Source organism: Nonomuraea sp. NPDC048881, assembly GCF_040649795.1.
In the GTDB taxonomy this organism is placed as follows: domain Bacteria; phylum Actinomycetota; class Actinomycetes; order Streptosporangiales; family Streptosporangiaceae; genus Nonomuraea.
This window is the reverse complement of record NZ_JBEZGC010000001.1, coordinates 259,481-285,515: the sequence shown is the minus strand read 5'-3', so window position 1 is coordinate 285,515 and position 26,035 is coordinate 259,481. Positions and strand designations below refer to the sequence as shown.

The window sequence follows — 26,035 nt, the reverse complement described above, 5'->3', positions numbered from 1 at the left end:
GTTCAGGGCCCACGCCACCGCGGCCGGTCGGCCTCCCTGGGGCCCGATGCGTGCGGGTGGCGGCGTTGTGGGGGTCAGGAGTCGTCGGCGGGGAGGGTGTACATGCGGACGTACAGCGGGCGGGCGTCGGGTGGGGCCTCGTCCGCGGGGTGGCTGTATTTCAGGAGCAGGGCCACGTAGGCGTCGTGGAACTCCCTGAGCTCGTCCTTGGTCATGCGGGCGAGACCCCGGGAGCCCTTCACCCAGTCGGGGTCGGTCTGGAAGGCGGCGGGGAGGCGGTCCAGCAGGGCGCGGTCCTCCTCCAGCCCGATCCGGTGGAACTCGGTCAGGACCGCCTGATCCTCCGGGCCGAGGTCGCCGGGCTCGGGGAGGCGGATGTCCCTGGGGAGTTTGGCGCGGCGCCACCAGCGTTCGCGGCCGGAGGAGCGTTCGGGGATCTCCTCGATGAAGCCGTACTTCTCCAGTTGGCGCAGGTGGTAGCTGGTGGTGCCGGTCTTGGCGCCGAGCAGCTCGCCGAGGGTGGTGGAGGTGGCTGGGCCATGGATGTTCAGGTGGGTCAGCATGCGGCGGCGCATGGGATGGGCCAGGGCCTTGAGCCGGTCGGGATCGTGGAGCACCAGGGGCTCGTCGTCCTTCATGAGGAGCAGGCTAGTCCTTGAGGACGATATCTGCAGACATCTCTTTGCCGAGATATCTCTGCAGACTACTGTCGGCAATATGCGAAACCTCTTCACGGCCTCTGCCGCCGTCTCCCTCAGCGCCGTCGCGGGCGTCGTGTTATGGCTCAGTACGCCCGGACTGGGTCGTGCCGCCCCCGCCGCCGACGTCACCTCGAACGCCGCAACGACGGCCGATCTCGGCCAGAAGGCCGCAATGACCGGTGAAGGACGGCGCGGCGCTGGGGCCGGGGCGGTCGAGCCCGATCGCGCGGGACCGGCAGTTCCGGGCGGTCTCACCGTTCCCGGCGGCCTGGCGGTTGCCGGTGACCTGGCGGCTGTTGGCGGCCAGGCGGCTAGTGGTGGCCACGCGGCTCCCGGTGGCCTTGCGGTTCCGGGTGACCTGACGGTTCATGAGGTGACGTTCCGCGGCAGCGGTGGGCTGGAGATGCACGGCAGCGTGATCAGCCCGTCGGCCAGCGCGATCAGCCCCTCAGGTGCCGGCAGCGCGGCCCAGGCCGGAGGCAGAGCGCAGGCCGGGGGCACAGCCGAGGTCGGGGCTAAGGGCCAGTCCGGAAGCATGGCCCAGACCGGAGGCACGTTCCAGACCGGGCGCGCGACCGGGCTGAGCCGGGACGACCTCGCCGGGGAGGGCGCGAGCGGTGGGGGTGGGCGGGCTGGGGTTGTGTTGGTGCATGGGGCGGGGACGGGGACGTCTCGGGAGAAGTTGCTGGGTGAGGCCGTCGCCTTCGCCCGGCAGGGCCTGACCGTGCTGATCTACGACAAGCGCTCGGTGAACTATTCGCTGTTCCATCGGTCGTACGCGCAACTCGCCGACGACGCGCTCGGCGCGGTCGCGACGCTGCGCAAGGAGCCCGGGGTCGATCCCGGCAAGGTCGGTATCTGGGGGCTCAGCGAGGGCGGGTGGGTGGCGCCGCTCGCCGCCTCCAAGTCCAAGGACATCGCGTTCGTGGTGGTGGTCGGGGCCAACGCGTTGCAGCCCCTGCGGCAGCAGACGTGGGCCGTGGCGGCCGGGTTGCGCAAGGCGGGGGTAGGCGGGTCGCTGGTCGAGCACGCCGAGCCCAAGCTGTACCGGGTGATCGCGGACGGGGACATGTTCCCCGAGCCCTACTACGATCCCGAGCCGGTCCTGGCCGCGGTGCGGCAGCCGGTGCTGGCGATCTGGGGCGTGCACGATCTGCTGACCCCGCCTCGCGAGACGCCGCCGATCTTCCGCGCGGCGTTGGAGAAGGGCGGCAACAGGCGGTACACGTTCCGGTTTTTCGAGAAGGCCGATCACGCGGCTCATGTGACCCCGGACGGCGGCGTCACGCGTCTGCCCGAGCTCGCTCCCGGTTACGCCGAGCTGGTGGGCGGCTGGGTGGCGAAGGCGACCTCGGGTCAGGCTCCGGTCGCGGAGGTGTCGGGGCCCGCGCCCGTCCAGGCGGAGGACTCCGTCGGGACGCCGCCACCCGCGTGGTGGGAGTCGGCCTTCGCGCAGACGGCGGTCCTGGCGCTGTTCCTGGCCGGGTTCGCCGGATATCCGGCGGTCGCCGTGGTCCGGCGGATCCGGGGCCGCGGCGCGGCCCGGCCCACACCGACCAAAGAAACGACAGCCGCCCACGCCACGCCGACCGCGAAAACGGCAGCGGTCCGGGCCACGTCGGCCAAAGAAACGGCAGCGGTCCGGAGCACGCCGACCAAAGAAACGGCGGCGGTCCGGGGCACGCCGGCCAAGGGGACGGCGGCGGCTCGGGTGGTCAGCGCCGGAGGGCTCGCGGCGGCGCTGGGCGGGTTCGCCTACCTGTTCTACCTGATGTCCACCGGCGGAAAGCTGGCCGCGCCCGGTCCGATGCTCCTCGGCAGGCCGCTCGTCTGGCTGGCGCTGCAGGCCGTCGCGGTGGCCACCGTCGTGGCGACGGCGCTGGCAGCGCGCACGTGGCGGCGCGAACGCGCGACCGGCGAGCGGGTACGGCTGGGCCTGCTCGTCGCGGCGGGCGTGGCCTTCGTTCCGTGGGCGTTCTATTGGGGTTTGCTACTTCCGTAGAGGTTCATGACACAAGAGCGTTCTATGCTGATCCCTGCGATACGGGAGAGGTGAGATGCAGACCCGGAAGGACCTCTACCAGGCTCATCGGCTGATGCAGCAGCGCCTGGGCATGGCGTTGCTGCAGGCTGAGCCCGATGTGCCGGAGACGCCCATGCGGCGGCACAACGTGGCGATGTTCTGCGGCGTGCTCGTGGGCGTGCTCATCGCGGCGGTGTTCGGGATCTGGGGGCTGCTCAAGCCCGGCGGGGCGACGAACCTGACCGAGGCCGGCCAGCTCCTGGTCGAGGAGGAGACGGGCGCCACCTACGTCTACAGCCAGGAGCAGGGGCGGCTGCTGCCGACCGCCAACTACGTCTCGGCGCTGCTGCTGCTCGACGCGACCGACTTCAAGGTGCGCAACGTCTCCGCCGCGTCGCTGGCGACGCTGCCGCGCGGGCCGCTGGTGGGCATCGCGGGCGCGCCGGACAGCCTTCCGGCCCGCGAGAAGCTGGTGAAGGGCCCGTGGTCGGCGTGCGTGACCGAGCCGGCGCAGGCCGCCGGGGCGCGGGGGCCGTACGTCACGCTGGTGGGCGGACAGGACGTCGGCGGGACACCCGTGGGCGGCGACGCGCTGGTCGTCACGGATGGCCAGCAGGGCTGGGTGGTCTGGAACGACCGGCGCATGAAAGTGACCGAGACGGGTGTGCGCGCGCTCAACGCCCATCCCAGAAGAGTGCCCTCGACCTGGATCAACGCGATCCCTCCCGGCCCCGACTTCATGCCGCCGCCCATCACCGGCCTGGGCCGGCGCGCCGTCGCCCCCGGGGGCGGCAAGGGTGCGGTCGGTCAGGTCTACACCGTGAAGGGCATGGGCGGGGCTCCCGACCGCTGGTACGTGCTGCTCGCCGACGGGCTCGCCCCCGTCAACCTCACCCAGGCGACGCTGCTGCTCGCCGACCCGAGGACCAAGGCCGCGTACGGCAGGCGCGCCGCCGTCCCGCTCGAGATCGACGCCGCCACCGCGAACGGCCGGACCTCCCGCGAGACCCTCACGGTCGGCGGCCTGCCGACGAGCCTGCCCAGAACGGTCACGTCCTCGGCAGCGCTGTGCGCGGTGTACGCCGACACGCAGAACGGCTCAGCGCAGGCGAAGATCACGGTCGGCGCGACGATGACCATTCCCGTGCCCACGTCCCGGAGCGACCAGGAGCACTTCGACCAGGTGCTGCTGCCCGCCGGCGGCGCGGCCCTGGGCGGCCTGCTGCCCGGGGACGGCCAGAAGGCGTTCGTGCAGACCTACTTCCTGCTCACCGACCAGGGCAGGAGGTTCCCGCTGCAGACCGGGGACCAGATCAACAAGCTGGGGTACGGCGCCGAGGACGTCACGCCGGTGCCCTACAACCTCGTCCATCTGATCCCGGAGGGCCCGGCGCTCGACCCGACGGCGGCGCGCTCACCGGTGCAGGTCACGGCCCAGTGAGCGGCGGCCCCGGCCCGGCGGACGCCGGGCCGGGGCCGCCGGGCCGGGGCCGCCGGACGAGGTGCGGGGTCAGGGTCAGATGAGGCCGCTGGCCGTCGTCAAGTCAGGCATGCCGCCGTTCTTGCGCTGGAGGGTGCCGGGCTTCTCCTCCCCGTTGCTGACGTACTCGAGGTCGCTGGGCCCGAATTTGGCGTTCGGGCGGCCCTTGTCGATGACCTGGGTCATCATGGCGCACATGCCGTTCACCGTGGCCAGGATGCCCGCGAGCATGGCGGCGGACTTGACGTTCTTGCCGACGATGCCCCTGAGGATCTGGGCGAGCGCGATCAGGATGCCGTTGATCTGCCCCCGCATCACCACCGCGACGAAGATGGGGACGATGAAGGTCAGCCATTTCGCGGCGGCGAGGGCCGTCGTGATCGCGGCCACCAGACAGGCGACGTAGACCGCATAGTGGTAGAGCGTGGCGATCGTGTCCATGCCGCTGGAGACGTTCTGGAAGTAGGCCGACGCCGCCTTCACCTGCTGGGCGAAGTCGTCCGCGGACTTCTTGAACACCTCCCAGGCCGGCCCCGTCCAGTACTCCTTGCTGGCGACCTCCTCGGCGAGCTTGACGATCGCGCTGCTGATGGCCTCGAAGTCCAACCCGTCCTCGCCGACGACGGGCGCCAACCACTCCATGGCCGCCTTCGCCACGGCACCGGGGTTGGACACGAGGGCGCCTACCATGATCGCGACGTTCCTGGCCAGCGGGTACTCGAAGAGCACCGCGGCGTTCGCGGTCGCCACGCCGGCCGCGGCGAGGATCAGCCAGCGGTCTTCTTCGTATGCCATGTCGTCTTCCTTCTCACTCGCCGAGGACCGGCGGCGCGATGTCCATGTCGTCGAGCCAGTCGTTCTCGTCGCCGCGCACGTACTCCGGCTTCTCCCGCTCGCGGTTCTGCTCGTTGCCGGCCGCGCCGCCCGACATGGGCATGAACGGCATGCCCGACATGCCGGCCGCGCCGGCGCCGCGCAGGCCGCCCGCGGCCGCCGCTCCCGCGCCCGTGGTGGTCCCGCCGGAGCCCGACGAGCCACCGAAGCCGCCCGACGTGGGGAAATCGATGGGACGGCCGGTCAGGTTGCCGGTGCTGGGAATGGCGGAGTTCAGGGCGTTGGGGTCCAGACCGGACAGCTTGGTCTGGGACGGGTCCGGGAGCGTGCTCTTGAGGTCCGGGACGTCGGTGTTGTGGTTGAGCTGATCCTCGATGGAGGGCGTCTTGGGCAGGTTCGCGTTGATGGCGTTGGGGTCGGGCAGGTTGCTGTCGGGGAGCTTGTTGTCCGGGAGCTTGTTGTCCGGCAGCTTGTTGTCGGGGAACTTGTCGTCCGGCAGCTTGTCGTCGGGGAACTTCTTGTCCGACAGCTTGTCGTCAGGGAGCTTGTAGTCCTGCAGCTTGTCGTCGGGGAACTTCTTGTCCGACAGCTTGTCGTCGGGCAGGTTCATCGGCGGCAGGCCGCCGCCGGGGCCGCCGCCCAGCTTGGACGGATCGATGCCGCCGCCGGGGGGAGGGCCGTCGCCGTACTCCTTGATCAGGCCGTCGTTGTCCTTGTCGACCTTCTCGTAGTTCTTCTCCAGCTGCTCCAGCGCCGTCTTGTAGTCCTTCAGGACGGACCTGGCCATGGCGACCGTGTCGCCGGCGCCGTTCTTGATCTGCTCGTGGGCGTAGGAGAGGCCGAGGCCGACGACGCCGAACCCGGGGGATTCGATGTTGATCCCCTTCGTGTTCGTCTCGATCTTGCCCATGCCCGGTTCCTGGTCGGCGATGTCGCTGCCCAGTTTGCTGATCTTCTTGTCGGTGAACCGGATCGTGGCCCCGCCGAGGCCCGCCGGGGATAGTCCCAGGCTGGCGGCGGAGTTCTCCCCTGCGCCCATCTGACCCTCCCTGTCCGAAAACTGCGTTTTGCACAGTCCTGGCTACGATATCGACAAATATCAACTTTTAGCGTGAACACTTTGCGAATGATCTAGACTGGCCGTTGATCAGGATGGCAGCCTTTCCCACATGCGGATCAAGACCCTGATTGTGGGCGTGTGTGGCATCGCCGCGCTGCCCCTCACCGGCACGAGCGCGGCCGGCGCCAGCGCCGCCGTCGTCCACCAGCTTCCGTTCCCGTGCGGCGAGACCTGGACCGGCGACAGCAACGACAGCAGCGCGCACACCGGTGGCTACGAGATCGACTTCAACGGCTCGTACGGCGACGGCAACGCCGACATGGGCCGTACCGTGGTGGCCTCGGCAGCCGGCAAGGTGATCATGTCGGAGTACCGGACCACCGACGGCTTCGGCAACGTGGTCAAGATCCGGCACTCCGACGGCAGCGTCTCGCTGTACGCCCACATGAAGAAGCGCACGGTCTCCCCGGGCGCGAACGTCGCGCAGGGCCAGCAGATCGGCCAGGTGGGCAACACCTCGGCCAAGTACAAGGGCATCATCGCCCACCTGCACTACGAGCAGCGCACGTCGTCGGGCAAGATCGTGGCGGCCAAGTTCAACGGCACCACCTTCGGCTACAGCCACCAGACGCTGAAGTCGAACAACTGTCAGGGCGGCGGCGGCACGCCCGCGCCCGCCGACCCGGGCAAGCCCAGCACCGGCGGCGGCGGCAACCCGTACTCGGCCGAGCAGATCTGCGGCGCGGGCTACAAGCAGATCGACTCCGCGCCGCTCGGCAACCAGGGCCGGGTCGTCCTGCTGTACTCGGCCTCCACCGGCCAGAACTGCGTCACCACGCTGCGCAACAGCGGCTCGGGCAAGGCGGCCGTGCGGGCCTACCTGGAGGTCAAGGGCAAGGCCAGGAGCACCGACGCGGGCAGCTACCAGTACTACGCCGGCCCGGTCCGGGCCAAGGCCCTGCGTACCTGCGTCAAGTGGGGCGGCGCGATCGGCTCGACCGCGTACGACAGCCCCTTCGAGCACTGCGGCTGACGCGACCGCGCGTCCATGAGCGGGGCGGCGCCTCCGGGCGCCCCCCGCACCGCCGCTCCCCGCACGGGGAGCGGCTTGCGGGCGGGCAGTGGACCGCGCGCCAGAGGCGGGCCGGTCGCGAGGATCGGCCCGCAGGCGTGGTGCGGCGGCTCCTGGCGCCGGGCGAGCGCGCAGCGCGGCCTCAGGTGAGCGTGCTCGGCGTGGTGCCCTCCGGGCCGCCCCACACGTCGTCGTCCTCGGCGAGCCAGGTCGAGTTCTCGCTGTCGTGCTTCTCGCCGCTCTCGCCGCCACGAGCGGGCATTCCGCCCATCATGCCGGGAGCGACGAACCCGGAGCCGCCGCCGGCGCCGTACATGGCGGCGCCCGCCGCCCCGCCCCCGCCCACGCCCGCCGCTCCGAAGCCGCCTCCGGCTCCCGATCCCGCGCCGCCGCCGTAGGGCGAGCCGCCCGTCGTCGTGGGAAAGGCGCTGTTGGGCATTCCCGACATGGGCGGGTCGTACCCGGCCAGGTTCGCGGTGTCGTCGCCGGTGCCCGACGGCAGGCCGGCGGTCGAAACCGGCGGCGTGGAGCCCAGCGAGGCGCCGTTCAGGGCCGAGGAGTCGGCCCCGCCGTACGGGTTGTCCCCGGCGTCGTAGCCCTGGACGCCGCCGACGTTCACGCCGGAGCCGTTCGTGCCCGAGCCGTCGGGATAGTGGACCGCCGGGTAGGCGCCCGTTCCCCCGTCACCCGGCACCTTGCCGTCGATGTACCCGGGGCCGCCCGGCACGGCGTCCGGACCGATCGAGGAGACGGGGATGTTGCCCGCCCCGCCCTTGCCGTCCAGGTCCGGCGCGCCCGGCACGCCCCCGCCGCCGTTGTTGAAGTCCGGCAGCTCGGGGACGCTCGGGTCCGGCAACGCGGTCTGGACCTCGACGGGCAGCTGCTTGTAGTGCTCGACGATGCGCTCGTTAACCTTCTTGAGGTGCTCGACGGCCCGCTTGTCCCCGCGGTACAGCCGGTAGAAGGGCACCCGTCCGGCCCAGTCCACGTCGCGGTCGGTGCGCGAGTCGTGGTCCATCGACTCGACCACGTTGGCCTGCGCCCAGTTCAGCGTCTCGCCGTACGCATGGACCGGGCGGCCCATCTCGCCGAGCTTCCTGGCCAGCTCGCGCACGCTGGCGTGCAGGGTCTGGAGCTGCTTCTGCGTCTCGACGGCGGCCGGGCCCGTGTAGTTCTTGGCCAGCTCGGCCGCCTTGGCCTTCAGTTCACCGGCGAAGCCGTTCAGCAGCGTCTCGGCCCGCGTGTAGTAGAGGCCGGCGAGCTTGATCGACTCCGGGTCGGTGTCGTCGATCCACTTCATGACCTTTTCGAGCGTGTCGCTGAACATGCTCCCCATGAACGACACCTCCGGGGTGGAGGTGTCGACCGGGCCGGTGTTGTAGACGAGCTTGAACGTCTGCTTCTTGGGCTCGGCCATGGGTGTCAGGCCTCCCGCCGCGCGGCGGCTTCCTCGGTCGCCTGCTCGGCGCCGTCGGAGGCCTTGGAGATGTCGAGCAGCGCCTCCACCGTGCTGTCGCCCTGCCCGACCATGGCGGCGTACAGGCCGCTGGTGGAGCCCGGCTCGCCGATCAGCTGGGAGTAGGCCGAGTTGACCGCCAGCCCGAAGTGCATGGCGGCGGGCCACTCGCCCATCTGGTTCTGGCTGAGCGCGCAGTAGCGCTGGAGATCGGGCAGCGAGCCGGCGCCCTCGGGCAGCTTCGGCCCGGGGGCCTTCTGCCCCGGCGCGGTCAGGAACTGCGTCACCGGCGGGAGCGTGGGTGTCTTCAGCTTCTTGAGCAGCTCGCTCAGCTCGCCGGCGATGCGCTTGATCTCCGTGCGGTTGGTGTAGTTGTCCTTGTCCCCGTCGAGACCGGGCCAGTTGGGGTCCAGTTCGAGTGCCATGGCCGCCTCCTTAGCCGATCACCGGTGAGATGGAGCCCTCGTGGTGGCTCCACACGTCGTTGTCCTCCTTCAGGAGGGTCGAGGTCTCGACCTGTCCCTCCTCGGGGGCCGGTCCGCCGCTGCCGCCGAACGGCATGAACGGCATGCCGGCGCCGCCCATCGCGCCCGTCCTGGCCGCCGCCGCGGGCGCGCTCCCCTGGACGTACGACCCCGGGCCGCCGATCACCGCGGGCGTCCCCGCGGACGGCGAGGGGTAGGCGGGCTGGGTCACGAACGGCTGGTTCGGGGTGCCGGGGTACCCGGGGGTGGTGGTCGGGTGGTAACCGGCGGTCTCGGTGGCGCGCGGGTCGCGGACGTCCACGTCCTGCGACTGGGTGGCGCGGTCACCGGTGGTGTTGTTGTCGAGCACGGGAGGCGTGGTGCCGTCGCCGGTGGTGGCCGAGCCGCCGGTCCCTGATCCGGTGCCCTGGCCGCCCGGCTGGTCGGAGCCGGGGGTGTCCGTCCCGGGGGTGTCCGGCCGGTCGGTGCCCGGGTTGTCGCCGCCGGGGGTCTGGTCCCCGGGGCGGGGGTCGGTGCCGGTGCCGCCGTCGTGGCCGCCGGTGCCGCCGCCGCCCGAACCGCCCGAACCGCCCGATCCCCCGGAGCCGCCGTGCGTGCCGGAGCCGGTCGAGCCGCCCGTGCCGCCACTGTCATGGCCGCCGCCGGTCCAGTACGAGCCCTTCCCGTACGGCGAGTGGTCGGTGAGCGGCATGTCCCGTTCGGGAGCCGGCGCCTCGGCGGGCTTCACCTCGGGCAGCTCGACGACGACGCTCTCCGGGATCCGGAAGTCGTACAGGTCGACGATGTGGTTGTTGAGCTTCTCCAGCGCCCGCCGGGCCACGTCGGCCTGCATCTCCGTGGGCGACTTGGTGAGCCCCGGCTTGGGCTCCGGCACGTTGTGCGAGGTCACGGGCCCGAGCACCGGCGGCGTATACGACGGCGACGGCGTCGCGGACGGCGGCTTCGGCGGCGCGCCCGGCGAGGGCGCCGGGACCGCCGTCTTCTGGTTCTTGGCGGCCTCGACCTCCTCGATCGCCTTGGGCAGGTAGTCGCGCCCGTACAGGATCAGCGCCTCGGACATCTTGTCCATGGCCTCGGCGATCTCGCGCCCGGAGGCGTGGAGCAGCTGGAGCGCCCGCTGCGCCTGGGCGGAGGTGTCCGACCGCCAGGCGCCGGACAGATCCTTGCCGATCTGCGGCAGCGCGTCGGCCACCCCGCGGACGACCTTGGCCACCTGCTTGTAGGACAGGCCCCGGTCGTGCACCTCCATGGCGGAGGTGGCCTTGAGCCATCCCTCGATCTGCTCCCGCGACGCGGTGACCGGCTCGCTCTTCGGCCGCCGGGAATTGTCACGGATGTCGACCTTGCGCTCAGCCAACGCTGCTCACTCTCGGCCCGGGTTCGTCTTGGCGTAACTGTCGGCGCTGTCCCTGATGGCCTTGACCAGTTTCTGGCAGCACTCGACGTAGTCCTGGTACAGGGCGGTCAGCAGCGCTCCGCGGCCCTCCATCGACACCTGGCCGCCGGGGTCCGCGCCGGTGCTGCCCACGCTGTGCGCCAGGGCGCTGGCCGCCGGCCACCGCCCGATGTGCTCCTCGCCCAGCGCGAAGTACCTCGTGAGGGTCTCGACCGAGCCGGTGACGCCGTCCCTGTTGCCGCCGGCGCCCTGCGTGAGCGCCAGGGCGATCTCCAGGTCGTCGGCGATGGCCCGCATCTTGCCCACGTTGTAGTAGAGCTCGGCGTCGGTGTCGTCGAGCCCCGGCCACGGTTCGGGTTCGAGCCCGGCCATGATCCTCCCATCACCAGGCTCGGCCACCGCGCGGGTGGCCGAGCAGAAGACGTCAGCCGTCGTACCAGATGGACTTGTTGCGGTTCTCGGCCGCGCGGTAGTTCTCGTTCGCGATCTGGACGGCCTTCTGCAGCTCGTCCAGCTGCCCGCGCATCTGGGCGGCCGCGGCCTGCCACTTCTGCTCGTGCTGCCGGAAGAACGTCTCGGCGCCGTCCGGGCCCTCCCAATGGCCGGCCAGGTCGTTCTTCAGCCGGGCCATCAGGTCGTCGGTGGCCTTCTCGAAGGAGCCGAGGATCTTGATGAAGTCGCCCTGGGCGAGCTCCATGTGCCCAAAGTTGACTTTGGTGAAGTCGAGCTCAGCGGACACCGCGGTCCCCCTCCTACTTGATGTCGACGTTGATCAGGGACTCGACGCGGCCCATACCGGCCTGGACGTCCTGGTCGGCCGCGGAGTAGACGACCGCGTTGACGCCCATCTTGTCGGCGATCCCCTCCAGGTCGGTCCGTACGTTCCGCATGGAGTTGTCCCAGTTGGTCATGGCGTTCTTGAACCGGGCCGCCGCCGGGCCGAGCCAGCCGGTCGCGAGAAGACCGTTGGCTGTCGTCTCCACCGCCGTCCTCAGACCCTCGATGTACTGGGCGGTGTCCACCACGTGGCCAGAGGCCACCTTGATCTGGCTCGGGCTTGCCCCAAAGAATTCGGACACTCGTCACCTCCGTAACGATCATTTCGGTCGCTAAACCATATAAGCACCAAACTGCCCATGAGTAACAGCAGACCCAATGGCCAAGATGTAACAACTTCTCGACATGTCAGCAAACGCCCTGGTCAATCACAGGTCCAGTTCGCGGCGGATTCTGTCGAGTTCTCCCATTACGTCCTCAAACGCCCGCTCGTAGCTGGCCTCGGCCTTGCGGACCTCGCGCAGCGCCCGGTCGGGGTTCTCCAGCATGCGCATCGGGTTGCCGTGCACGCCGAAGATCTCGGTCAGCAGCTCGTCGGCCTGGCGTTGCAGGTCGGCGGTCGCCGCCGCGATGGCCTCCTTGATCCGCTCCGACAGCTCGGCCGCGCTCAGCCGCATCGCCTTCGGGTGGATGTCCAGGGTGCGCAGGCCCTCCTGGGCGTACTCGACGACGACCAAGTGCCCTTCGTCCTCTCCCCTGCCCACCAGGGCGGACATGGCCTTCTGCAGCTCCTCGGACTTGCTCAGCTGCTCGTCCATGCTGTTCAGGAGCCGGTCCATGTCGATGTTGCCGAAGTCCCCGAAATCCGTCACCGACACCATCCCTCCCATAGGGCACATCGGTGCGAGTTAACCACAATCAGGGCTTCGTGATGTTCACTTCGGGGACGAGCCGGCTAACCGGCCAGGCCGCGTACCCAGGCGTAGACCTCCAGCACCCCGAGCGCCAGCGGCACCAGCGCGACGATCAGCGCCCATTCGAGGATGTCGGCGGCCCTCCCCCAGAACGGCGAGGGCCTGCCGCCGGGCAGCCACACGCCCATGCCGACGACCACCATGGCCGCCCACAGCAGCCCGAGCACCACGGCCACCGAGGCCACGCCGCCCACGCCGACCCCGACGGACACGGCCACCGCGCCGAGCGCGGCCAGCCCGACCAGCAGCAGCCAGAGCCGCTGCCCGACGCCCTGGAACACCCGGGCCCGCATGATCTGCGTGAACGCCAGCACCACGGACATCGCCACCGAGATCCACCGGCCGTCCGCGACGAACAGCGCGTGCGCCCCGGCCCCGACCAGCGCGACGCCCACGACCATGCCGGTGGCGTACCGCCGCGCCGCGCCGGTGCGCTCCAGCACCGAGGCGCTGTCGAGCCGCTGGTTGTCGCCGCGCAGTTCCTCGGCGTTGGTGGGCATCACCGGCAGCGGCACGCGGGCCAGCCGGAACGACAACACGGGCACCAGCGGGCTGAGCGCCATCACGACGGCCGCGCCCACGGCCGCCACGCCCGCGGGTGACGCCCCCGTCACCATGACGACGGCCGCGCAGACCGCGCCGGTCATCGAGGCGATGGCCGTGCCGAGGAAGCCCGGCACGCCGTCCGCGATCGCGGTGCCGCCGAGCGTGGCCACCAGCGCGGTGCAGGCCAGGGCCCCGAGCAGTTGCGGCGAGCCGACGGTCATCAGCCCGCCGCCCGCCGCCGGGGCCAGCAGCCCGGCCAGGAACGCGTACGGGAGGGCGGCGTACCCGATCAGCGCGCCGGAGCCGGAGTCGCCGACCGCGCGCGAGATGGCCATCCCCACGCCGACGATCAGCAGCGCGAGCGCCGCGGCCACGATCGCGGTCACCATGGGGGTCAGGCCGCCGAAGGCCAGCGCCACGGCGCCGGCGACGAGCAGCCCGCAGGCCGCCCCGCCGCCGAGCCCGCGGGTCAGGTCGGGTGACCACTTGCCCTTGCCCTCGCGCACGCCGGTGGCGACCACGTCGGCGACGTCGTCGAACCTGGTCGGCGGCAGCGACACCGCGCGCGGGCGCAGGTAGAGGATCTCGCCGTCCAGCACGCCCAGCGCGCCGAGGCTCTGTCCCAGGTCGAAGGGCGGGCCGCCGAGCCGCTGAAGCGTCCAGCCGGGCGCGGTGGCGATGTCGCCGCCCAGCTCGCCCATGGCTCTGAGCAGCCCCGGCAGGACGTGCGGCAGCGGGATGTCGGCGGGCAGTGCCAGGTCGGCCTTCCTGCGCGGCCCTACCACCGTCACGTGGCACAGCGGCGGGAGCGGAGCGGGCACCTGGTGCAACGCGCCCTGCTGTGGAGGGGGGATTTCGGCCAGCGATGTCACAAACACAACATAGCGAGACAGAGTTAACTCAGACCTCAACTCGGACGTTAGGCACATCTGGTAAGAAGGTTCTTCCGAGCACCAGAAGGGCCTGTCACAAGGGTGAGCATCGTCGTAGTACGGCGCCCGGAGCGCCGCCCCAGCCCGAAGCCGCCGCGCGGTGAGATCCTGCTGGAGTCCCCACCGGAGATCCCAGAGGTCCAGTCGCAGGGCATGATGGCGGTGCTGACGTACCTGCCGATGGTGGCGGGCGCGGCGGCGATGGGCCTGATGTTCACCGCCGGGGGCACCAACGCCAACCCCATCATGTACGTCGCCAGCGGCCTGTTCGCGTTCTCGATGGTCGGCATGACGGTCGGCCAGATGGGCCGCCAGGCCGGCGAGCGCAAGGCCCGGCTCAACGGCGCCCGCCGCGACTACTTCCGCTACCTGGCGCAGATCCGCAAGAAGGTGCGCAAGGCGGCCATCCAGCAGCGCGAGGCCCTGGAGTGGAGCGGCCCGGCCCCCGACACCCTGTGGTGGACCGCGATGGGCCCGCGCCTGTGGGAGCGCCGCCCCCGCGACGAGGACTTCAGCACCGTACGCCTCGGCACCGGCATCCAGAAGCTGGCCGTCCAGCTCATCCCGCCGGACTCCAAGCCGGTCGAGGACCTGGACGCCCTGTCGGCCGGCGCGCTGCGCCGCTTCATCCGCACCCACTCGACCGTCGAACGCCTCCCGGTCGCCGTCGCGCTGCACTCCTTCTCCCGCATCAAGCTGGACGGCGACCCCGCCCTGGTCCGCGACCTGGTCCGGGCCATGATCGCGCAGATGGCCGTCTTCCACTCCCCCGACGACATGCGGATCATGGTGTGCGCGAGCAAGGAGTGGATGAGCCACTGGGACTGGGTCAAGTGGCTGCCGCACGCGCTGCACCCGGAGGAGACCGACGGCGCCGGCCAGGTCAGGCTCATGGCCGAGAACCTGGCCCAGCTCGACCGCCTGGTGGGCGCGGAGCTGAAGGAGCGGGCCCGCTTCAAGCCGGGCGCCTCGCCGGACGCGCTGCCGTACCACGTGCTCATCCTGGACGGCGGGCACGTGCCGCAGGACTCCCAGCTCGGCGCGGACGCCATCGACGGCGTCACCGTGATCGACCTGTCGAACTCGGCCGGGACCGTCGAGGAGCGCAGCACGCTGCGGCTGCGCATCGACGCCGCCGGCTTCCACATGGTCAAGCTGGACCACGCGGGCCGCGAGAACACCAACCGGCTCGGCGACCCCGACGCGCTGGACTACCTGCGCGCCGAGGGGCTGGCGCGCCAGCTCGCGCCGCTGCGCGCCTCCTCGGCCAAGGGCGGCGACGCCCAGGACGTGCTGGCGGTGAACACGACGCTGACCGAGCTGCTCGGCGTCGGCGACCCGACCCGGCTGGAGCCGTCGGTGACCTGGCGGCCCCGCGCCGGCCGGAACCGGCTGCGGGTGCCGATCGGCCTCGGCGCCGACGGCCGGCTGGTCGAGCTGGACATCAAGGAGTCCGCCCAGGGCGGCATGGGCCCGCACGGCCTGGTCATCGGCGCGACCGGCTCGGGCAAGAGCGAGCTGCTGCGCACGCTGGTGCTCGGCCTGGCGGTCACGCACTCCTCGGAGATCCTCAACTTCGTGCTCGTGGACTTCAAGGGCGGCGCGACCTTCCTCGGCCTGGACGGCCTCTCCCACGTCTCCGCGGTCATCACGAACCTGGAGGACGAGCTGCCGCTCGTGGACCGCATGCACGACGCCCTGCACGGCGAGATGGTGCGCCGCCAGGAGCTGCTGCGCGCGGCCGGCAACTACGCCTCCCTGCGCGACTACGAGAGGGCCCGCGAGCAGGGCGCCAACCTGCGTCCGCTGCCCACGCTGTTCGTCATCCTGGACGAGTTCAGCGAGCTGCTGACGGCCAAGCCGGAGTTCATCGACCTGTTCGTGATGATCGGCCGGCTCGGGCGCTCGCTCGGCGTGCACCTGCTGCTGGCCTCGCAGCGGCTGGAGGAGGGACGGCTGCGCGGGCTCGACACGCACCTTTCGTACCGGATCGGTCTGCGCACGTTCTCGGCCATGGAGAGCCGGGTCGTGCTGGGGGTGGCCGACGCCTACGAGCTGCCGTCCGCGCCGGGCAACGGGTACCTGAAGTTCGACACGTCCGGCATGACCCGGTTCAAGGCCGCGTACGTGTCCGGTCCCCACCAGGTCGACCCGCGGCACGTCGCCACCACCGACGGCTCGGTGACGGTCCGGGAGATCGTCGAGTACGGCCCCGACTTCGTGCCCGTCCCGATGGTCGAGGAGCCGCCCGAGGACCCCGCCGCGCAGGAGGAGAGCAACAAGGCGCAGCAGAGCCTCCTGGACATCGTCGTCGGCCGCCTGGTGGGCCAGGGGCCGCCCGCGCACCGCATTTGGCTGCCGCCGCTGGCCGAGCCGCCCACGCTGGCGCACCTGCTGCCCCCGCTGTCGGTCACGCCCGAGCTGGGGCTGTCCACGGCCGGGTGGACCGGCCGCGGGCGGTTGCAGGCCGTGGTGGGGATCATCGACCGGCCGTTCGAACAGCGGCGGGACCCGTACTGGCTGGACCTGTCCGGCGCGGCCGGGCACGTGGGCGTGGCCGGCGGCCCGCAGAGCGGCAAGAGCACGGTGCTGCGCACGCTGATCACCAGCATGGCGCTCACGCACACCCCCCGCGAGGTGCAGTTCTACTGCCTGGACTTCGGCGGCGGCGCGCTGGCCTCGCTGGAGGGGCTGCCGCACGTCGGCGGCGTGGCCTCCAGGCTGGACGCCGACCGGGTGCGCCGCACGGTGGCCGAGATCGCCTCGATCCTGCGCGACCGGGAGCGGGAGTTCACCGAGAACGGCGTCGACTCCATGAGCACCTACCGCAGGCGGGTCGCCGACGGCTCGCTCCAGGGCGACGGCTGGGGCGACATCTTCCTCGTCGTGGACGGCTGGCTGACGATCCGGCAGGATTTCGAGGCCCTGGAGCCGGTCATCACCGACCTGGCGGCGCGCGGCCTCGGCTACGGCATCCACGTGGTGGCGGCCACCGGCAAGTGGTCGGAGTTCCGGCCCGGCATCCGGGACCTGTTCGGCACGCGGGTGGAGCTCAAGCTCGGCGACGCGTACGAGTCCGAGATCAACAGGAAGAAGTCGCTGGCCGTGCCGGAAGGCGTGCCCGGACGCGGCCTGACCAAGGACGGCCTGCACTTCCTCGGCGCGCTGCCCAGGATCGACGGCGTGCAGGACTCCGACGACCTGGCCGCCGGCCTCCAGGGCCTGGTGCAGGCGATCGGGGACTCCTGGCAGGGCCCGCCCGCCAAGCAGGTCAGGCTGCTGCCGTCGGTGCTGCCCGCCGCGTCGCTGCCGGGCGTGGAGGAGACCGGCAAATCCCGGATCGCGATCGGCGTGGACGAGGCCGCGCTCGCGCCCGTGCTGATCGACTTCGACGCCGACCCGCACTTCGTCGTGGTCGGCGACACCGAGAGCGGCAAGTCCAACATGCTCAAGGTGATCGCCGAGAACGTCGTCGCCCGGCACACGCCGCGCGAGGCCATGATGATCGTGATCGACTACCGCCGGTCGCTGCTGGACACGGCGGTCAGCGAGAACCGCATCGGCTACGCCGCCTCCAGCGCCGCCGCGCTCGAACTGGTCAACGACGCCCGCAACGCCCTGCTCAAGCGCCTGCCGCCGGCCAACCTCACGCCCGAGCAGCTGCGCGCCCGCGACTGGTGGAAGGGCTCCGACCTGTACATCGTGGTCGACGACTACGACCTGGTGGCCACGTCCAACAACCCGCTGCTGCCGCTGGTCGAGCTGCTGCCGCAGGCCCGTGACATCGGACTGCACCTGATCATGTCGCGGGCCATGGGCGGCCTGGGCCGGGCCATGTTCGACCCGGTGATCCAGCGCATCAAGGACATGGCCAGCCCCGCGGTGATCCTGTCCGGCAGCAGGGACGAGGGCTTCCTGTTCGGCAACGTACGCGCCCAGCCGCAGCCTCCGGGACGCGGCTTCGTGGTGGACAGAAGGTTCGGCTCGCGGCTGGCGCAGACGGCGTTCTGGCCGCCGGCGGAGGAGGAGTGATGGCAGGACTGGACATCCACTTCGAGGCCCTGGACGACTGCCGCATCGCGGCCAAGACCGTGGCGGGCAAGTTCGGCGACCTGGCGGAGAGCTTCCCCGCCGGCGCCGCCGACTCCTCGATCTTCGGCAAGCTGGCCGACTCCGCGGCCCTCGCGACCGCCGTGGACCAGGTGGAGAGCGTCGCCGACCGCGAGTTCGGCAAGGCCAAGAGCCTCGTCCAGAGCGTCGAACGGGCCCTGGACCTGGTGGAGAGCAACGTGCGGAAGGCGAACTCCCCGGCATGAGCGCACCGGAGGCGATCAACGCCCTGCCCGGCGGCCCCACGCTGGCCGCGCTGGCCGGGCAGGTGAGCGGCGACCCGGGCGCGATCCGCGGCATCGCCAAGCGCTGGCGCACGGCCGCGGGCAAGGTGCTCGCCGACTCCGGCCAGCTCGGCAGCGCCGTCACCACCGTGGACCTGGCCTGGGAGGGCGACTCGGCGGACGCGTTCGTCCGTTACATGGGGGACTACGGCAGGGCCGGGCAGGGCCTGCACGACGCGCTCAACTCCTGCGCCGACGCGCTCGACGCCGCCGCCGGCGTGCTGGAGAGCTCCCAGCGGCAGGTGGACGGCATCTGCGACCGCCTGCTCACCCGCGTCCAGAACCACCGGACGGCCAACCCCGACGCCAAGCAGGAGGACCTGGACGCCGAGATCGGCCGCCTGGTCCGCGAGGAGACCGAGAACGCCAGGAAACCGGTCAAGGACGCCAAGGACGCCGTCACCGACGCCAAGAACGCCATCGGCACGGCGCTGGGCGAGCGCACGACGACCTTCGCCAAGATCAAGGCGGCCGGCGACCAGGAGTTCGTGCCGGACGCCGGGCACCGGTTCGACTGGCGGCGTACCCAGAGCTATACCTCGCCCTATTCGGGCACCGGCGGCAGCCCCATCATCGGCGGCTACGGCTCCAGCGGCCCGCCCCCTCCCGCGGGCGGCGGACCGGCGCCCACGGGCAAGGTGAAGCAGTGGATCGAGGAGGCCGTCGCCATCCTCAAGGAGCACGGCTACCCGGTCGGGAAGATGAACGTCGACGACATCTGGATGATCATCCAGCACGAGTCCGGCGGGAACCCGCACGCGATCAACCTGTGGGACTCCAACGCCGCCGCCGGGCACCCCTCCAAGGGGCTCATGCAGACGATCGACCCGACCTTCAACGCCCACGCCCTGGACGGCCACCGGGACATCTACAACCCGGTGGACAACATCATCGCGGGCGTGCGCTACTCGATCGAGCGCTACGGCAGTGTGTCCGCGGTGCCGGGGGTCGTCGGCATGAAGACCGGGTCCGGCTACCGCGGATACTGAGACCTGGCGCCTGTGCGGAGTTCGGGTCTCCCGGCCGCCGGAGGCTTCGGATCCATGAGGCGTCCGGCAGGTCACGCCATGCCCGATGGCCCACCAGGGCCACCGGGCATGTAGCAGGAGATCCTTCCGGCCTCGACTCGGTATCGGGCCTAGCCGCAGTTCCCCCAGTCCGCACTGGTGTTGCCGGAGCCCGCGCTGCCCGCGTAACGCACGCACTTGCCCTTGGCGGGGAGCTTGACCGGGCCGGCGTAGTACTCGTAGTTGCCGCTGTCGGTGCTGCTCGGGCCGCCCTGCACCTCCAAGGTCGCGCTCATCGGGGTCGCCTTGCCGACGTCGGGGCCGGACTTGAGGGTGACCACGCAGTTCTGACCCGTGCTGCTGCTGTAGAGCTGGTACGTCGTGCCGCCGGCGAACGGGGTCGACCGCTGGACCACGAAGCCGGATCCGCACACCTGCGTCGGCGTGTAGGGGTTCGGCGTCGGCCTGGTCGCCGGCGGTGCGGTGGTCTTGGCAGGCTCCGGCGCCTGGGTGGGCCTCTGGGGGTTGGGCTCCGGCGCCTTCGTGGGCGTCTGGGTCGGCGCAGCCTGGATGGGCTTCTCGGTCGGCTTCTCCGTGGGCTTCTGCGTCGGCTCCCCGGTCGGCTTCTCGGTCGGCTTCTCGGTCGGCTTCTCGGTCGGCTTCTCGGTCGGCTTCTCGGTCGGCTTCTCGGTCGGCTTCTCGGTCGGCTTCTCCGTGGGCTTCTGCGTCGGCTCCCCGGTCGGCTTCTGGGTGGGCGTCTCGGTCGGCTGCTGCGTCTGCGTCTGCGTCGCGGAGGGAGTCGGGGTGACCGTCCTGGTGACCGTGGCCGTCGGCTCCGGCTCCTTGGTGGTCTTCCGCTCCTGCACGGTCGGCTGGATCGTCGGGACCGTCAGCTGCTGGGTCGCCGTCGGCGTCGGCACCGTGGTCAGCACCGGCACCTGCGGGGTGTCGGCGGAGGTGTCGTCGTCCGGCAGCACCAGCGGGCCCACGCCGTCGTCGTCAGGGGACGGCGTGGTCGCCCAGGGGGCGGTGACCTCGGGCTGGGGCTGCGTGGGCACGGTGGTGACCGCCTTCTGGGCCGCCGCCGCCGCGCCCGAGCTGGGCGACGCGGAGCCCGCCGCGGCGGCGGGCTCGAAGGTGACGCTGGAGGAGTAGCGGCTCGCGCCCCACAGGCCGATCGCCGACAGCAGCATGACCGCGACCACACCGGCGACCAGGCCGATGGGGAACGGCTTGCGCGCCGGTCCGGTGCTGCCCGCACCGGCCATCGCGGGCTGCGCCGGCTCAACGGGCGGGTTCTGCGGTCCGGACGGCGGCCCCCAGGCGGCCTGCACGGGCACCGGCGGGTACTGCACCGGGACGCCCTGCACCGGCTCATCGTTCACGGGAAGGTGCTGCATCGGGCCGGGCTGCATGGGGCCGGGCTGCATGGGGCCGGGCTGCATGGGGCCGGGCTGCATGGGGCCGGGCTGCATGGGGCCGGGCTGCATGGGCTCATGCCCCATCGGGCCCTGCGGCGGCACACCGGGCACGAACGGGCCGGGCTGCATCGGGTCGTGCGCCATCGGACCGTTCGGGATGGGGCCGTTCAGCATCGGGCCGTTGGGGATCGGGCCGTTCGCCATCGGGCCCGGCTGCATCGGGCCGTTGGGGATCGGGGCGCCCTCGATGGCCAGGGGCAGCACCGGGGGCTGGCCCGGGACCGGAGGCTGGCCCGGCACGGGCGGCTGGCCGTCGATCAGGGTGACGAGCTCCGCCGGGTCGGACGGCGCCATCGGCGACGGCGGCATCTGCACCGCCACGCCGTCGATCGGCGCCTGGACCGGCACGCCCTCGATCGGCGCCGCCGGCATGGGGGCCTTGTCGTCCCCCAGCAGGCGCAGCAGCGCCGTGTACGTCGTGGGCCGCCCGGACACGTCCTTGGACAGCGCCGCGAGGACCGTCTGGCGCAGCGGATCGGGCAGCCCGTCCACCTTGGGCTCGTCCGTGAGCACGGCGTGCGCGTCCTGGCCGAACGGCGCGGAGCCGGTGGCGGCGAACACCACGGTCGCCGCCCAGGCGAAGACGTCGGCGTAGGGCCCGTACTGCAGGCCGTTGAGCTGCTCGGGGGCGCGGTAGCCGACCTCGCCGGCCGGGTCGCCGATCTCGATGTCGGTGACGCGCAGCCCCTCACCGGTGAGGATCACGTTGTCGGGGGTGAGCCCACGGTGCGCGAATCCGGCCAGGTGCACCGCGGTCAGCGCGGTGAGCATGCCGACCGCCACGCGTTCGAGCGCGTCGCCGGTCAGCGGGCCGTCGGCGGCGACGGTCTCGGCCAGCGAACGTCCCTCGACGTGCTCACGTACGACGTAGAGCAGGCCGTCCTGGACGCCGGCGTCGAGCGTGCGGGCCACGTACGAGCTGGACACCCGGCTGACGTCCTTGAGCCGGGTCACGAAGTCCGGGTCGGCCGCGGGGTCCACGGTCAGCGTCTTGATGGCGACCGGATCGGCGTCCTCGGACTCCTTGCCCAGATGAACGGCGCCACGCGGGCCCTGTCCCAACAGGCTCACGATCTCGTGATCGCCGATCCGCTCCGGTACTGCTGCCTGGGGGGAGTCCTTCTCCACCATGACCGTCCTTTCAGGAGTCCGTCATGATCAGAGACATTTAACCAAATAAGCCCCATAAGCATCAGCAGTTTCGGGCGGCCACTCTTACAGTTAACCGTCAATTCTCCCGATATCCGGCGGCGAGCCGGGCCGCCAGCGCCGTCTGCGTCCCATGGGCACGAACACCCAGGCCGCCAACGCCACCCCGACCAGCGAGAACCCGCCCGCCGCGACCATCGTCGCGACCTCCATCGACCGCTGGTCCGGCGGCACGGCCTTGCGCACGACGGTCGCGGGCAGCGGCGGCGGCACCGGCGGCGCCACGGCCACCTGCTCCGACGGCAGCACCGCGGTCACCGCGAGCAGCGGGTTCACCATCCCGGCGCCGGTGCCCGTCCCGGACGCGCCGTCGGCGGTCAGCGTGATGCGCCTGCGCACCTGGAGCTGCGTCAGCCCGGGATGCCGCGCGCGGACGAGCGCGACCACGCCCGTCACGTACGGGGCGGCGTAACTGGTGCCCTTCAGGGCGGACTGGTACCCCTTGAGCGGCCAGGTCGAGCTGACGCCCTCCCCCGGGCCGAGCACGGCGACCGCGTTGGGGTTGGAGAACGTCGAGCGCCCGCCGTCCGGGGTCGCCGAGCCCACCGACAGCACCCCGTCGTACGCGGCGGGGTAGGAAGGGGTCGAGGTGCCGTCGTCGTTCGACAGGTTGCCGGCGGCGGCGACGATCACCACGTCCCGCTCCAGCGCGTAGTCGACGGCCGCCTTCAGGTCGGGGGTGTTGGAGGCCTCGACGGAGACGTTGATCACGTCGGCGTGCTCGTCCACGGCCGTCTTGATGGCCTTGGACAGCAGGCCCACGTCGCCCCTGTCGCCGGTGACGTACTTGATCGACAGCAGGCTCACGCCGGGGGCGACGCCGTGGAAGGGGATGTCCTTGCGCGGCTGGCCGGCGATGAGCCCGGCGACCGCCGTGCCGTGGCCGACGCAGTCGCGAAAGCCGGTGTTGGTGAGGTCGGCCTTGCCGCCCAGCCGGATCTGGGGGTGGGTCTCGTCCACGCCGCTGTCGATGACGGCGACCGTGACGCCCCGGCCCGTGGTCAGCGGCCACACCTTCTCCGCGTTGACCCGCCGCTGCGCCCAGGTCTCGGCGATCGCCATGGTGGCCTTCTTGGGCGTGCACCGCACGGGCGCGGCCTGCGCCGGCGCCGCCGCGAACTGCAGGGCGAGCACGCTCGCCGCCAAGGCGCGACCAATCATGGAGAAAGAGCGTAGCCTGCCCGATCCGGGAGGAAAGCTCCCCTCACGACGGAAGAAGCCCCGGCGGCGGGCCAGGGCCCCTGTCCGTGCTCACTGCGTGGCGGACTCGATGTTCCGCTGGTACGTGCCGATGACCCGGGAAGCCTCCTGCAACTCCTCGGTCATGCGCTGGAAGGCCGTGCGGTAGTTCTGCCAGGCCTGATTGAAACGCTGGGCTCCGGGGCCCGTCCACGCGGTGCCGACCTTGGCCGCCTCGCGGTCGAGCGCGGTCATGATGGTGCGGAGCGCCTCTGACTGCTGCGTGAACTGGCTGGCCATCTGCTGCATTTCCGCGGGGTTGCCGCCGAGCATACTCTGGCTCATGCATACCTCCTGGAACTGGTGAAAGCGCCCTCACCATAAAGCGGGCCACCGCCCGTCGCCCCCGTTATGCCGAGCGGCTATGGTCGTCCAGAGGATTATTCGGATCTAAAGGAGTGATCCACTCATGCGCGAGGTCGTGGTGACGGGTGGCGGCACCGGCATCGGTTACGCGATCGCCGAGGCGTTCGCCGCCCTCGGCGACCGCGTCACGATCACCGGCCGGCGCGAGCACGTGCTGAAGGAGGCCGCCGCGCGGCTGGGGGCGGCGTACGTGCCGTTCGACGCCGCGAGCCCGGCCGCCGTCCAGGGCGCGCTCGACAGCCTGCCCGCCCACGTGGACGTCCTGGTCAACAACGCCGGGGGCAACACGAACCTGGACCGCGACCAGTCCGGCGACCTGGCGGACGTCGCCGGGGCGTGGTGGGCCAACCTCAACGCCAACCTGCTGTCCGCCGTGCTGGTCACGACCGCGCTCGCGCCGCGCATGGGCGAGGGCGGCCGGATCGTCTCCATCGGCTCGATCGCCGCGCGCGGCACCGGGTCCGGCTCGTACGGCGCCGCCAAGGCCGCCGTCGAGTCCTGGACCGCCGACCTGGCCGCCGAGCTGGGCCCCCGGGGCATCACCGCCAACGTCGTGGCTCCCGGCCTGGTGATGGAGACCGAGTTCTTCCGCGGCAGGCTCACGGAGGAGGGCATCAGGGCCCGCGTGCGGAACACGCGTAACGGCCGCCCTGGCACCCCCTCCGACGTGGCCGATACCGTTCTCTTCCTGGCATCCGCGGGAGCCGGGCACATGACGGGGCAGGTGCTGCATCTGAACGGCGGCGCGTACCTCGGCCGCTGAGCACTCACGAGGACCACGAGGACCACGAGGAAGGGACGAAGGTCGGTGCGGAAGGTTCTGATCGCCAATCGCGGCGAGATCGCCGTACGGGTGGCCCGCGCGTGCACGGACGCGGGGATCGGCAGCGTGGCCGTCTACGCCGACCAAGACATCGACGCCCTGCACGTCAGGGTGGCCGACGAGGCGTACGCGCTGGGCGGGCAGTCCCCCGCCGAGACCTACCTCGACATCGCCAAGCTGCTCGACGTCGCCGCGCGCTCCGGCGCCGACGCCGTCCATCCCGGCTACGGCTTCCTGGCCGAGAACGCCTCGTTCGCCGAGGCCGTCATCGAGGCCGGCCTCACCTGGATCGGGCCGCCCCCGGCCGCCATCGCCGCGCTGGGCGACAAGGTGCAGGCCAGGCACATCGCGCAGAAGGTCGGCGCGCCGCTGGTGGCCGGCACCAAGGACCCGGTCTCCGGCGCCGAGGAGGTCGTGGCCTTCGCCGAGAAGCACGGGCTGCCGATCGCGATCAAGGCCGCGTACGGCGGCGGCGGCCGCGGCATCAAGGTCGCGCGCAGGCTGGAGGAGGTCGCCGAGCTGTACGAGTCGGCCGTGCGCGAGGCCGTGGCCGCCTTCGGCAGGGGCGAGTGCTTCGTCGAGCGTTACCTCGACCGTCCCCGGCACGTCGAGACCCAGTGCCTGGCCGACCACGCGGGCAACGTGGTCGTGGTCAGCACCCGCGACTGCTCGCTCCAGCGCCGCCACCAGAAGCTGGTGGAGGAGGCGCCCGCGCCGTTCCTGTCGCCGGAGCAGATCGACATCCTCTACACCAGCTCCAAGGCCATCCTGAAGGAGGCCGGCTACGTCGGCGCCGGCACCTGCGAGTTCCTCGTCGGCCAGGACGGCACGATCTCCTTCCTGGAGGTCAACACCCGCCTGCAGGTCGAGCACCCGGTGAGCGAGGAGGTCGCGGGCGTCGACCTGGTGCGCGAGATGTTCCGGATCGCCGACGGCGAGCTCCTGGGCTACGACGACCCGGCCCTGCGCGGCCACTCGATCGAGTTCCGGATCAACGCCGAGGACGCCGGCCGCAACTTCCTGCCCGCCCCCGGCACGCTGACCGCCATGCGCGCCCCGGCCGGGCCCGGCGTCCGCCTCGACTCGGGCTACGAGGCCGGGATGACGGTGCCGCAGACGTTCGACTCGCTGGTGGCCAAGCTGATCGTGACCGGGCGCACCCGTCACGAGGCCCTCGACCGGGCCCGGCGGGCGCTGGCCGAGTTCGAGATCGACGGCATGCCGACCGTGCTGCCCTTCCACCGGGCGGTCGTGACGGACCCGGCGTTCACGTCCGAGCCGTTCGCCGTGCACACGCGGTGGATCGAGACCGAATGGGACAACCCGGTCGAACCGTACGCGGGCGAGGTGGCCGCGGCTCCGGCCGCCCCGGCGGTGCGCGAGACGGTGACGGTCGAGGTCGGCGGCAAGCGCCTTGAGGTGGTGCTCCCGGCCGGGCTCGGCATGGCCGGGCCCGCGCCCGCCGCGGCCAAGGCGCCGCGCCGCGCCGGCGGCGCGCGGAAGCACGCGACGGCCGGCGGCGACGCGCTGGTCAGCCCGATGCAGGGCACGATCGTCAAGGTCGTCGCGAACGACGGCGACGTGGTGAGCGAGGGCGACACGGTCGTGGTGCTGGAGGCCATGAAGATGGAGCAGCCGCTGACGGCCCACAAGTCGGGCACCGTCACGGGCCTGTCGGCCGCCGTCGGCCAGACCGTCACGTCGGGCGCCACGATCTGCGAGATCAAGGACGCCTGAGCCCGCTCCCCTGTGCCTGCGCGCCGTCGCGGGCAGGTAACGT

General features: G+C 71.6%; 23 protein-coding genes. 8 read left to right on the top strand and 15 right to left on the bottom strand.

Annotated features, from left to right (window positions below; translation table 11 throughout):
• Positions 1-74 precede the first annotated feature (74 nt).
• Together AB0C33_RS01420 and AB0C33_RS01415 are read right to left on the bottom strand one after the other, a co-directional pair.
• Entirely contained in the window at positions 75-638 is a 564-nt protein-coding gene (locus tag AB0C33_RS01420) for a helix-turn-helix domain-containing protein (RefSeq protein ID WP_358282511.1), read from the bottom strand.
• Positions 639-777: 139 nt separating this feature from the next.
• Positions 778-1,071 carry a hypothetical protein gene (locus AB0C33_RS01415; protein ID WP_358282509.1) on the bottom strand — a complete coding sequence of 98 codons (294 nt, stop codon included), beginning with the start codon at positions 1,069-1,071 and terminating at the stop codon, positions 778-780.
• 312 nt (positions 1,072-1,383) lie between these two features.
• Here AB0C33_RS01415 and AB0C33_RS01410 point away from each other — a divergent pair, with 312 nt between their 5' ends.
• Positions 1,384-2,703: a prolyl oligopeptidase family serine peptidase gene (locus tag AB0C33_RS01410; RefSeq protein WP_358282507.1), complete on the top strand. Its 1,320-nt coding sequence runs from the start codon at positions 1,384-1,386 to the stop codon at positions 2,701-2,703.
• Positions 2,704-2,758: 55 nt separating this feature from the next.
• Positions 2,759-4,165, top strand: a complete 1,407-nt coding sequence (gene eccB / locus AB0C33_RS01405) for a type VII secretion protein EccB (RefSeq protein ID WP_358282506.1) — start codon at positions 2,759-2,761, stop codon at positions 4,163-4,165.
• 75 nt (positions 4,166-4,240) lie between these two features.
• Here the strand turns inward: eccB and AB0C33_RS01400 are convergent, their stop codons facing one another.
• Both AB0C33_RS01400 and AB0C33_RS01395 read right to left on the bottom strand, forming a co-directional pair.
• Positions 4,241-4,999 carry a hypothetical protein gene (locus AB0C33_RS01400; protein ID WP_358282504.1) on the bottom strand — a complete coding sequence of 253 codons (759 nt, stop codon included), beginning with the start codon at positions 4,997-4,999 and terminating at the stop codon, positions 4,241-4,243.
• Between the two features lie 13 nt (positions 5,000-5,012).
• Positions 5,013-6,077: a hypothetical protein gene (locus AB0C33_RS01395; protein ID WP_358282502.1), complete on the bottom strand. Its 1,065-nt coding sequence runs from the start codon at positions 6,075-6,077 to the stop codon at positions 5,013-5,015.
• A gap of 130 nt (positions 6,078-6,207) precedes the next feature.
• Between AB0C33_RS01395 and AB0C33_RS01390 the strand changes: the two genes are divergently transcribed.
• Positions 6,208-7,131, top strand: a complete 924-nt coding sequence (locus AB0C33_RS01390) for a M23 family metallopeptidase (protein ID WP_358282500.1) — start codon at positions 6,208-6,210, stop codon at positions 7,129-7,131.
• Positions 7,132-7,312: 181 nt separating this feature from the next.
• Here AB0C33_RS01390 and AB0C33_RS01385 read toward each other — a convergent pair whose 3' ends face one another.
• The 8 genes from AB0C33_RS01385 to eccD all read right to left on the bottom strand — a co-directional run bounded on the left by AB0C33_RS01385 (position 7,313) and on the right by eccD (position 13,595).
• Positions 7,313-8,587, bottom strand: a complete 1,275-nt coding sequence (locus AB0C33_RS01385; RefSeq protein ID WP_358282498.1) for a hypothetical protein — start codon at positions 8,585-8,587, stop codon at positions 7,313-7,315.
• Positions 8,588-8,592: 5 nt separating this feature from the next.
• Complete coding sequence (locus tag AB0C33_RS01380; protein ID WP_358282496.1) at positions 8,593-9,051, bottom strand: hypothetical protein; 459 nt, start codon at positions 9,049-9,051, stop codon at positions 8,593-8,595.
• 10 nt (positions 9,052-9,061) lie between these two features.
• Positions 9,062-10,468, bottom strand: a complete 1,407-nt coding sequence (locus tag AB0C33_RS01375; RefSeq protein ID WP_358282494.1) for a hypothetical protein — start codon at positions 10,466-10,468, stop codon at positions 9,062-9,064.
• A gap of 6 nt (positions 10,469-10,474) precedes the next feature.
• Positions 10,475-10,879 (bottom strand): hypothetical protein, encoded by a 405-nt coding sequence (locus AB0C33_RS01370; protein ID WP_352361899.1) that lies wholly within the window; start codon positions 10,877-10,879, stop codon positions 10,475-10,477.
• A 52-nt stretch (positions 10,880-10,931) separates the two neighbouring features.
• Positions 10,932-11,246 carry a WXG100 family type VII secretion target gene (locus tag AB0C33_RS01365; RefSeq protein WP_357994585.1) on the bottom strand — a complete coding sequence of 105 codons (315 nt, stop codon included), beginning with the start codon at positions 11,244-11,246 and terminating at the stop codon, positions 10,932-10,934.
• Between the two features lie 13 nt (positions 11,247-11,259).
• Positions 11,260-11,586, bottom strand: coding sequence for a WXG100 family type VII secretion target (locus AB0C33_RS01360; protein WP_358282492.1), 327 nt, complete (start codon positions 11,584-11,586; stop codon positions 11,260-11,262).
• A gap of 126 nt (positions 11,587-11,712) precedes the next feature.
• The gene (locus AB0C33_RS01355; RefSeq protein WP_358282490.1) at positions 11,713-12,165 is read right to left on the bottom strand and encodes a YbaB/EbfC family nucleoid-associated protein; all 453 of its coding nucleotides are present in this window, start codon (positions 12,163-12,165) and stop codon (positions 11,713-11,715) included.
• A gap of 74 nt (positions 12,166-12,239) precedes the next feature.
• Complete coding sequence (eccD, locus tag AB0C33_RS01350) at positions 12,240-13,595, bottom strand: type VII secretion integral membrane protein EccD (protein WP_358282488.1); 1,356 nt, start codon at positions 13,593-13,595, stop codon at positions 12,240-12,242.
• A 183-nt stretch (positions 13,596-13,778) separates the two neighbouring features.
• Between eccD and eccCa the strand changes: the two genes are divergently transcribed.
• The 3 genes from eccCa to AB0C33_RS01335 are packed head-to-tail and all read left to right on the top strand — an operon-like array spanning position 13,779 to position 19,119.
• On the top strand, positions 13,779-17,768 hold the full coding sequence (gene eccCa, locus AB0C33_RS01345; protein WP_358282486.1) for a type VII secretion protein EccCa: 3,990 nt from the start codon (positions 13,779-13,781) through the stop codon (positions 17,766-17,768).
• Positions 17,768-18,052: a hypothetical protein gene (locus AB0C33_RS01340; RefSeq protein ID WP_358282484.1), complete on the top strand. Its 285-nt coding sequence runs from the start codon at positions 17,768-17,770 to the stop codon at positions 18,050-18,052. The genes eccCa and AB0C33_RS01340 overlap by 1 nt, the downstream gene beginning before the upstream one ends.
• On the top strand, positions 18,049-19,119 hold the full coding sequence (locus tag AB0C33_RS01335) for a transglycosylase SLT domain-containing protein (RefSeq protein WP_358282482.1): 1,071 nt from the start codon (positions 18,049-18,051) through the stop codon (positions 19,117-19,119). Before AB0C33_RS01340 ends, AB0C33_RS01335 begins: the two co-directional genes overlap by 4 nt.
• A gap of 149 nt (positions 19,120-19,268) precedes the next feature.
• On the opposite strand, the gene AB0C33_RS01330 is transcribed toward AB0C33_RS01335, so the two are convergent.
• The 3 genes from AB0C33_RS01330 to AB0C33_RS01320 all read right to left on the bottom strand — a co-directional run bounded on the left by AB0C33_RS01330 (position 19,269) and on the right by AB0C33_RS01320 (position 23,351).
• On the bottom strand, positions 19,269-21,689 hold the full coding sequence (locus AB0C33_RS01330; protein ID WP_358282480.1) for a PT domain-containing protein: 2,421 nt from the start codon (positions 21,687-21,689) through the stop codon (positions 19,269-19,271).
• Positions 21,690-21,839: 150 nt separating this feature from the next.
• Positions 21,840-22,988, bottom strand: coding sequence for a S8 family serine peptidase (locus AB0C33_RS01325; protein WP_358282478.1), 1,149 nt, complete (start codon positions 22,986-22,988; stop codon positions 21,840-21,842).
• A 90-nt stretch (positions 22,989-23,078) separates the two neighbouring features.
• Entirely contained in the window at positions 23,079-23,351 is a 273-nt protein-coding gene (locus tag AB0C33_RS01320; RefSeq protein WP_358282476.1) for a WXG100 family type VII secretion target, read from the bottom strand.
• Positions 23,352-23,475: 124 nt separating this feature from the next.
• Here AB0C33_RS01320 and AB0C33_RS01315 point away from each other — a divergent pair, with 124 nt between their 5' ends.
• Both AB0C33_RS01315 and AB0C33_RS01310 read left to right on the top strand, forming a co-directional pair.
• Positions 23,476-24,195 carry an SDR family oxidoreductase gene (locus tag AB0C33_RS01315; RefSeq protein WP_358282475.1) on the top strand — a complete coding sequence of 240 codons (720 nt, stop codon included), beginning with the start codon at positions 23,476-23,478 and terminating at the stop codon, positions 24,193-24,195.
• Positions 24,196-24,240: 45 nt separating this feature from the next.
• A complete protein-coding gene (locus AB0C33_RS01310) occupies positions 24,241-25,992 on the top strand; it encodes a biotin carboxylase N-terminal domain-containing protein (protein ID WP_358282473.1) in 1,752 nt (583 codons plus the stop codon).
• The last annotated feature ends 43 nt before the right edge of the window (positions 25,993-26,035 follow it).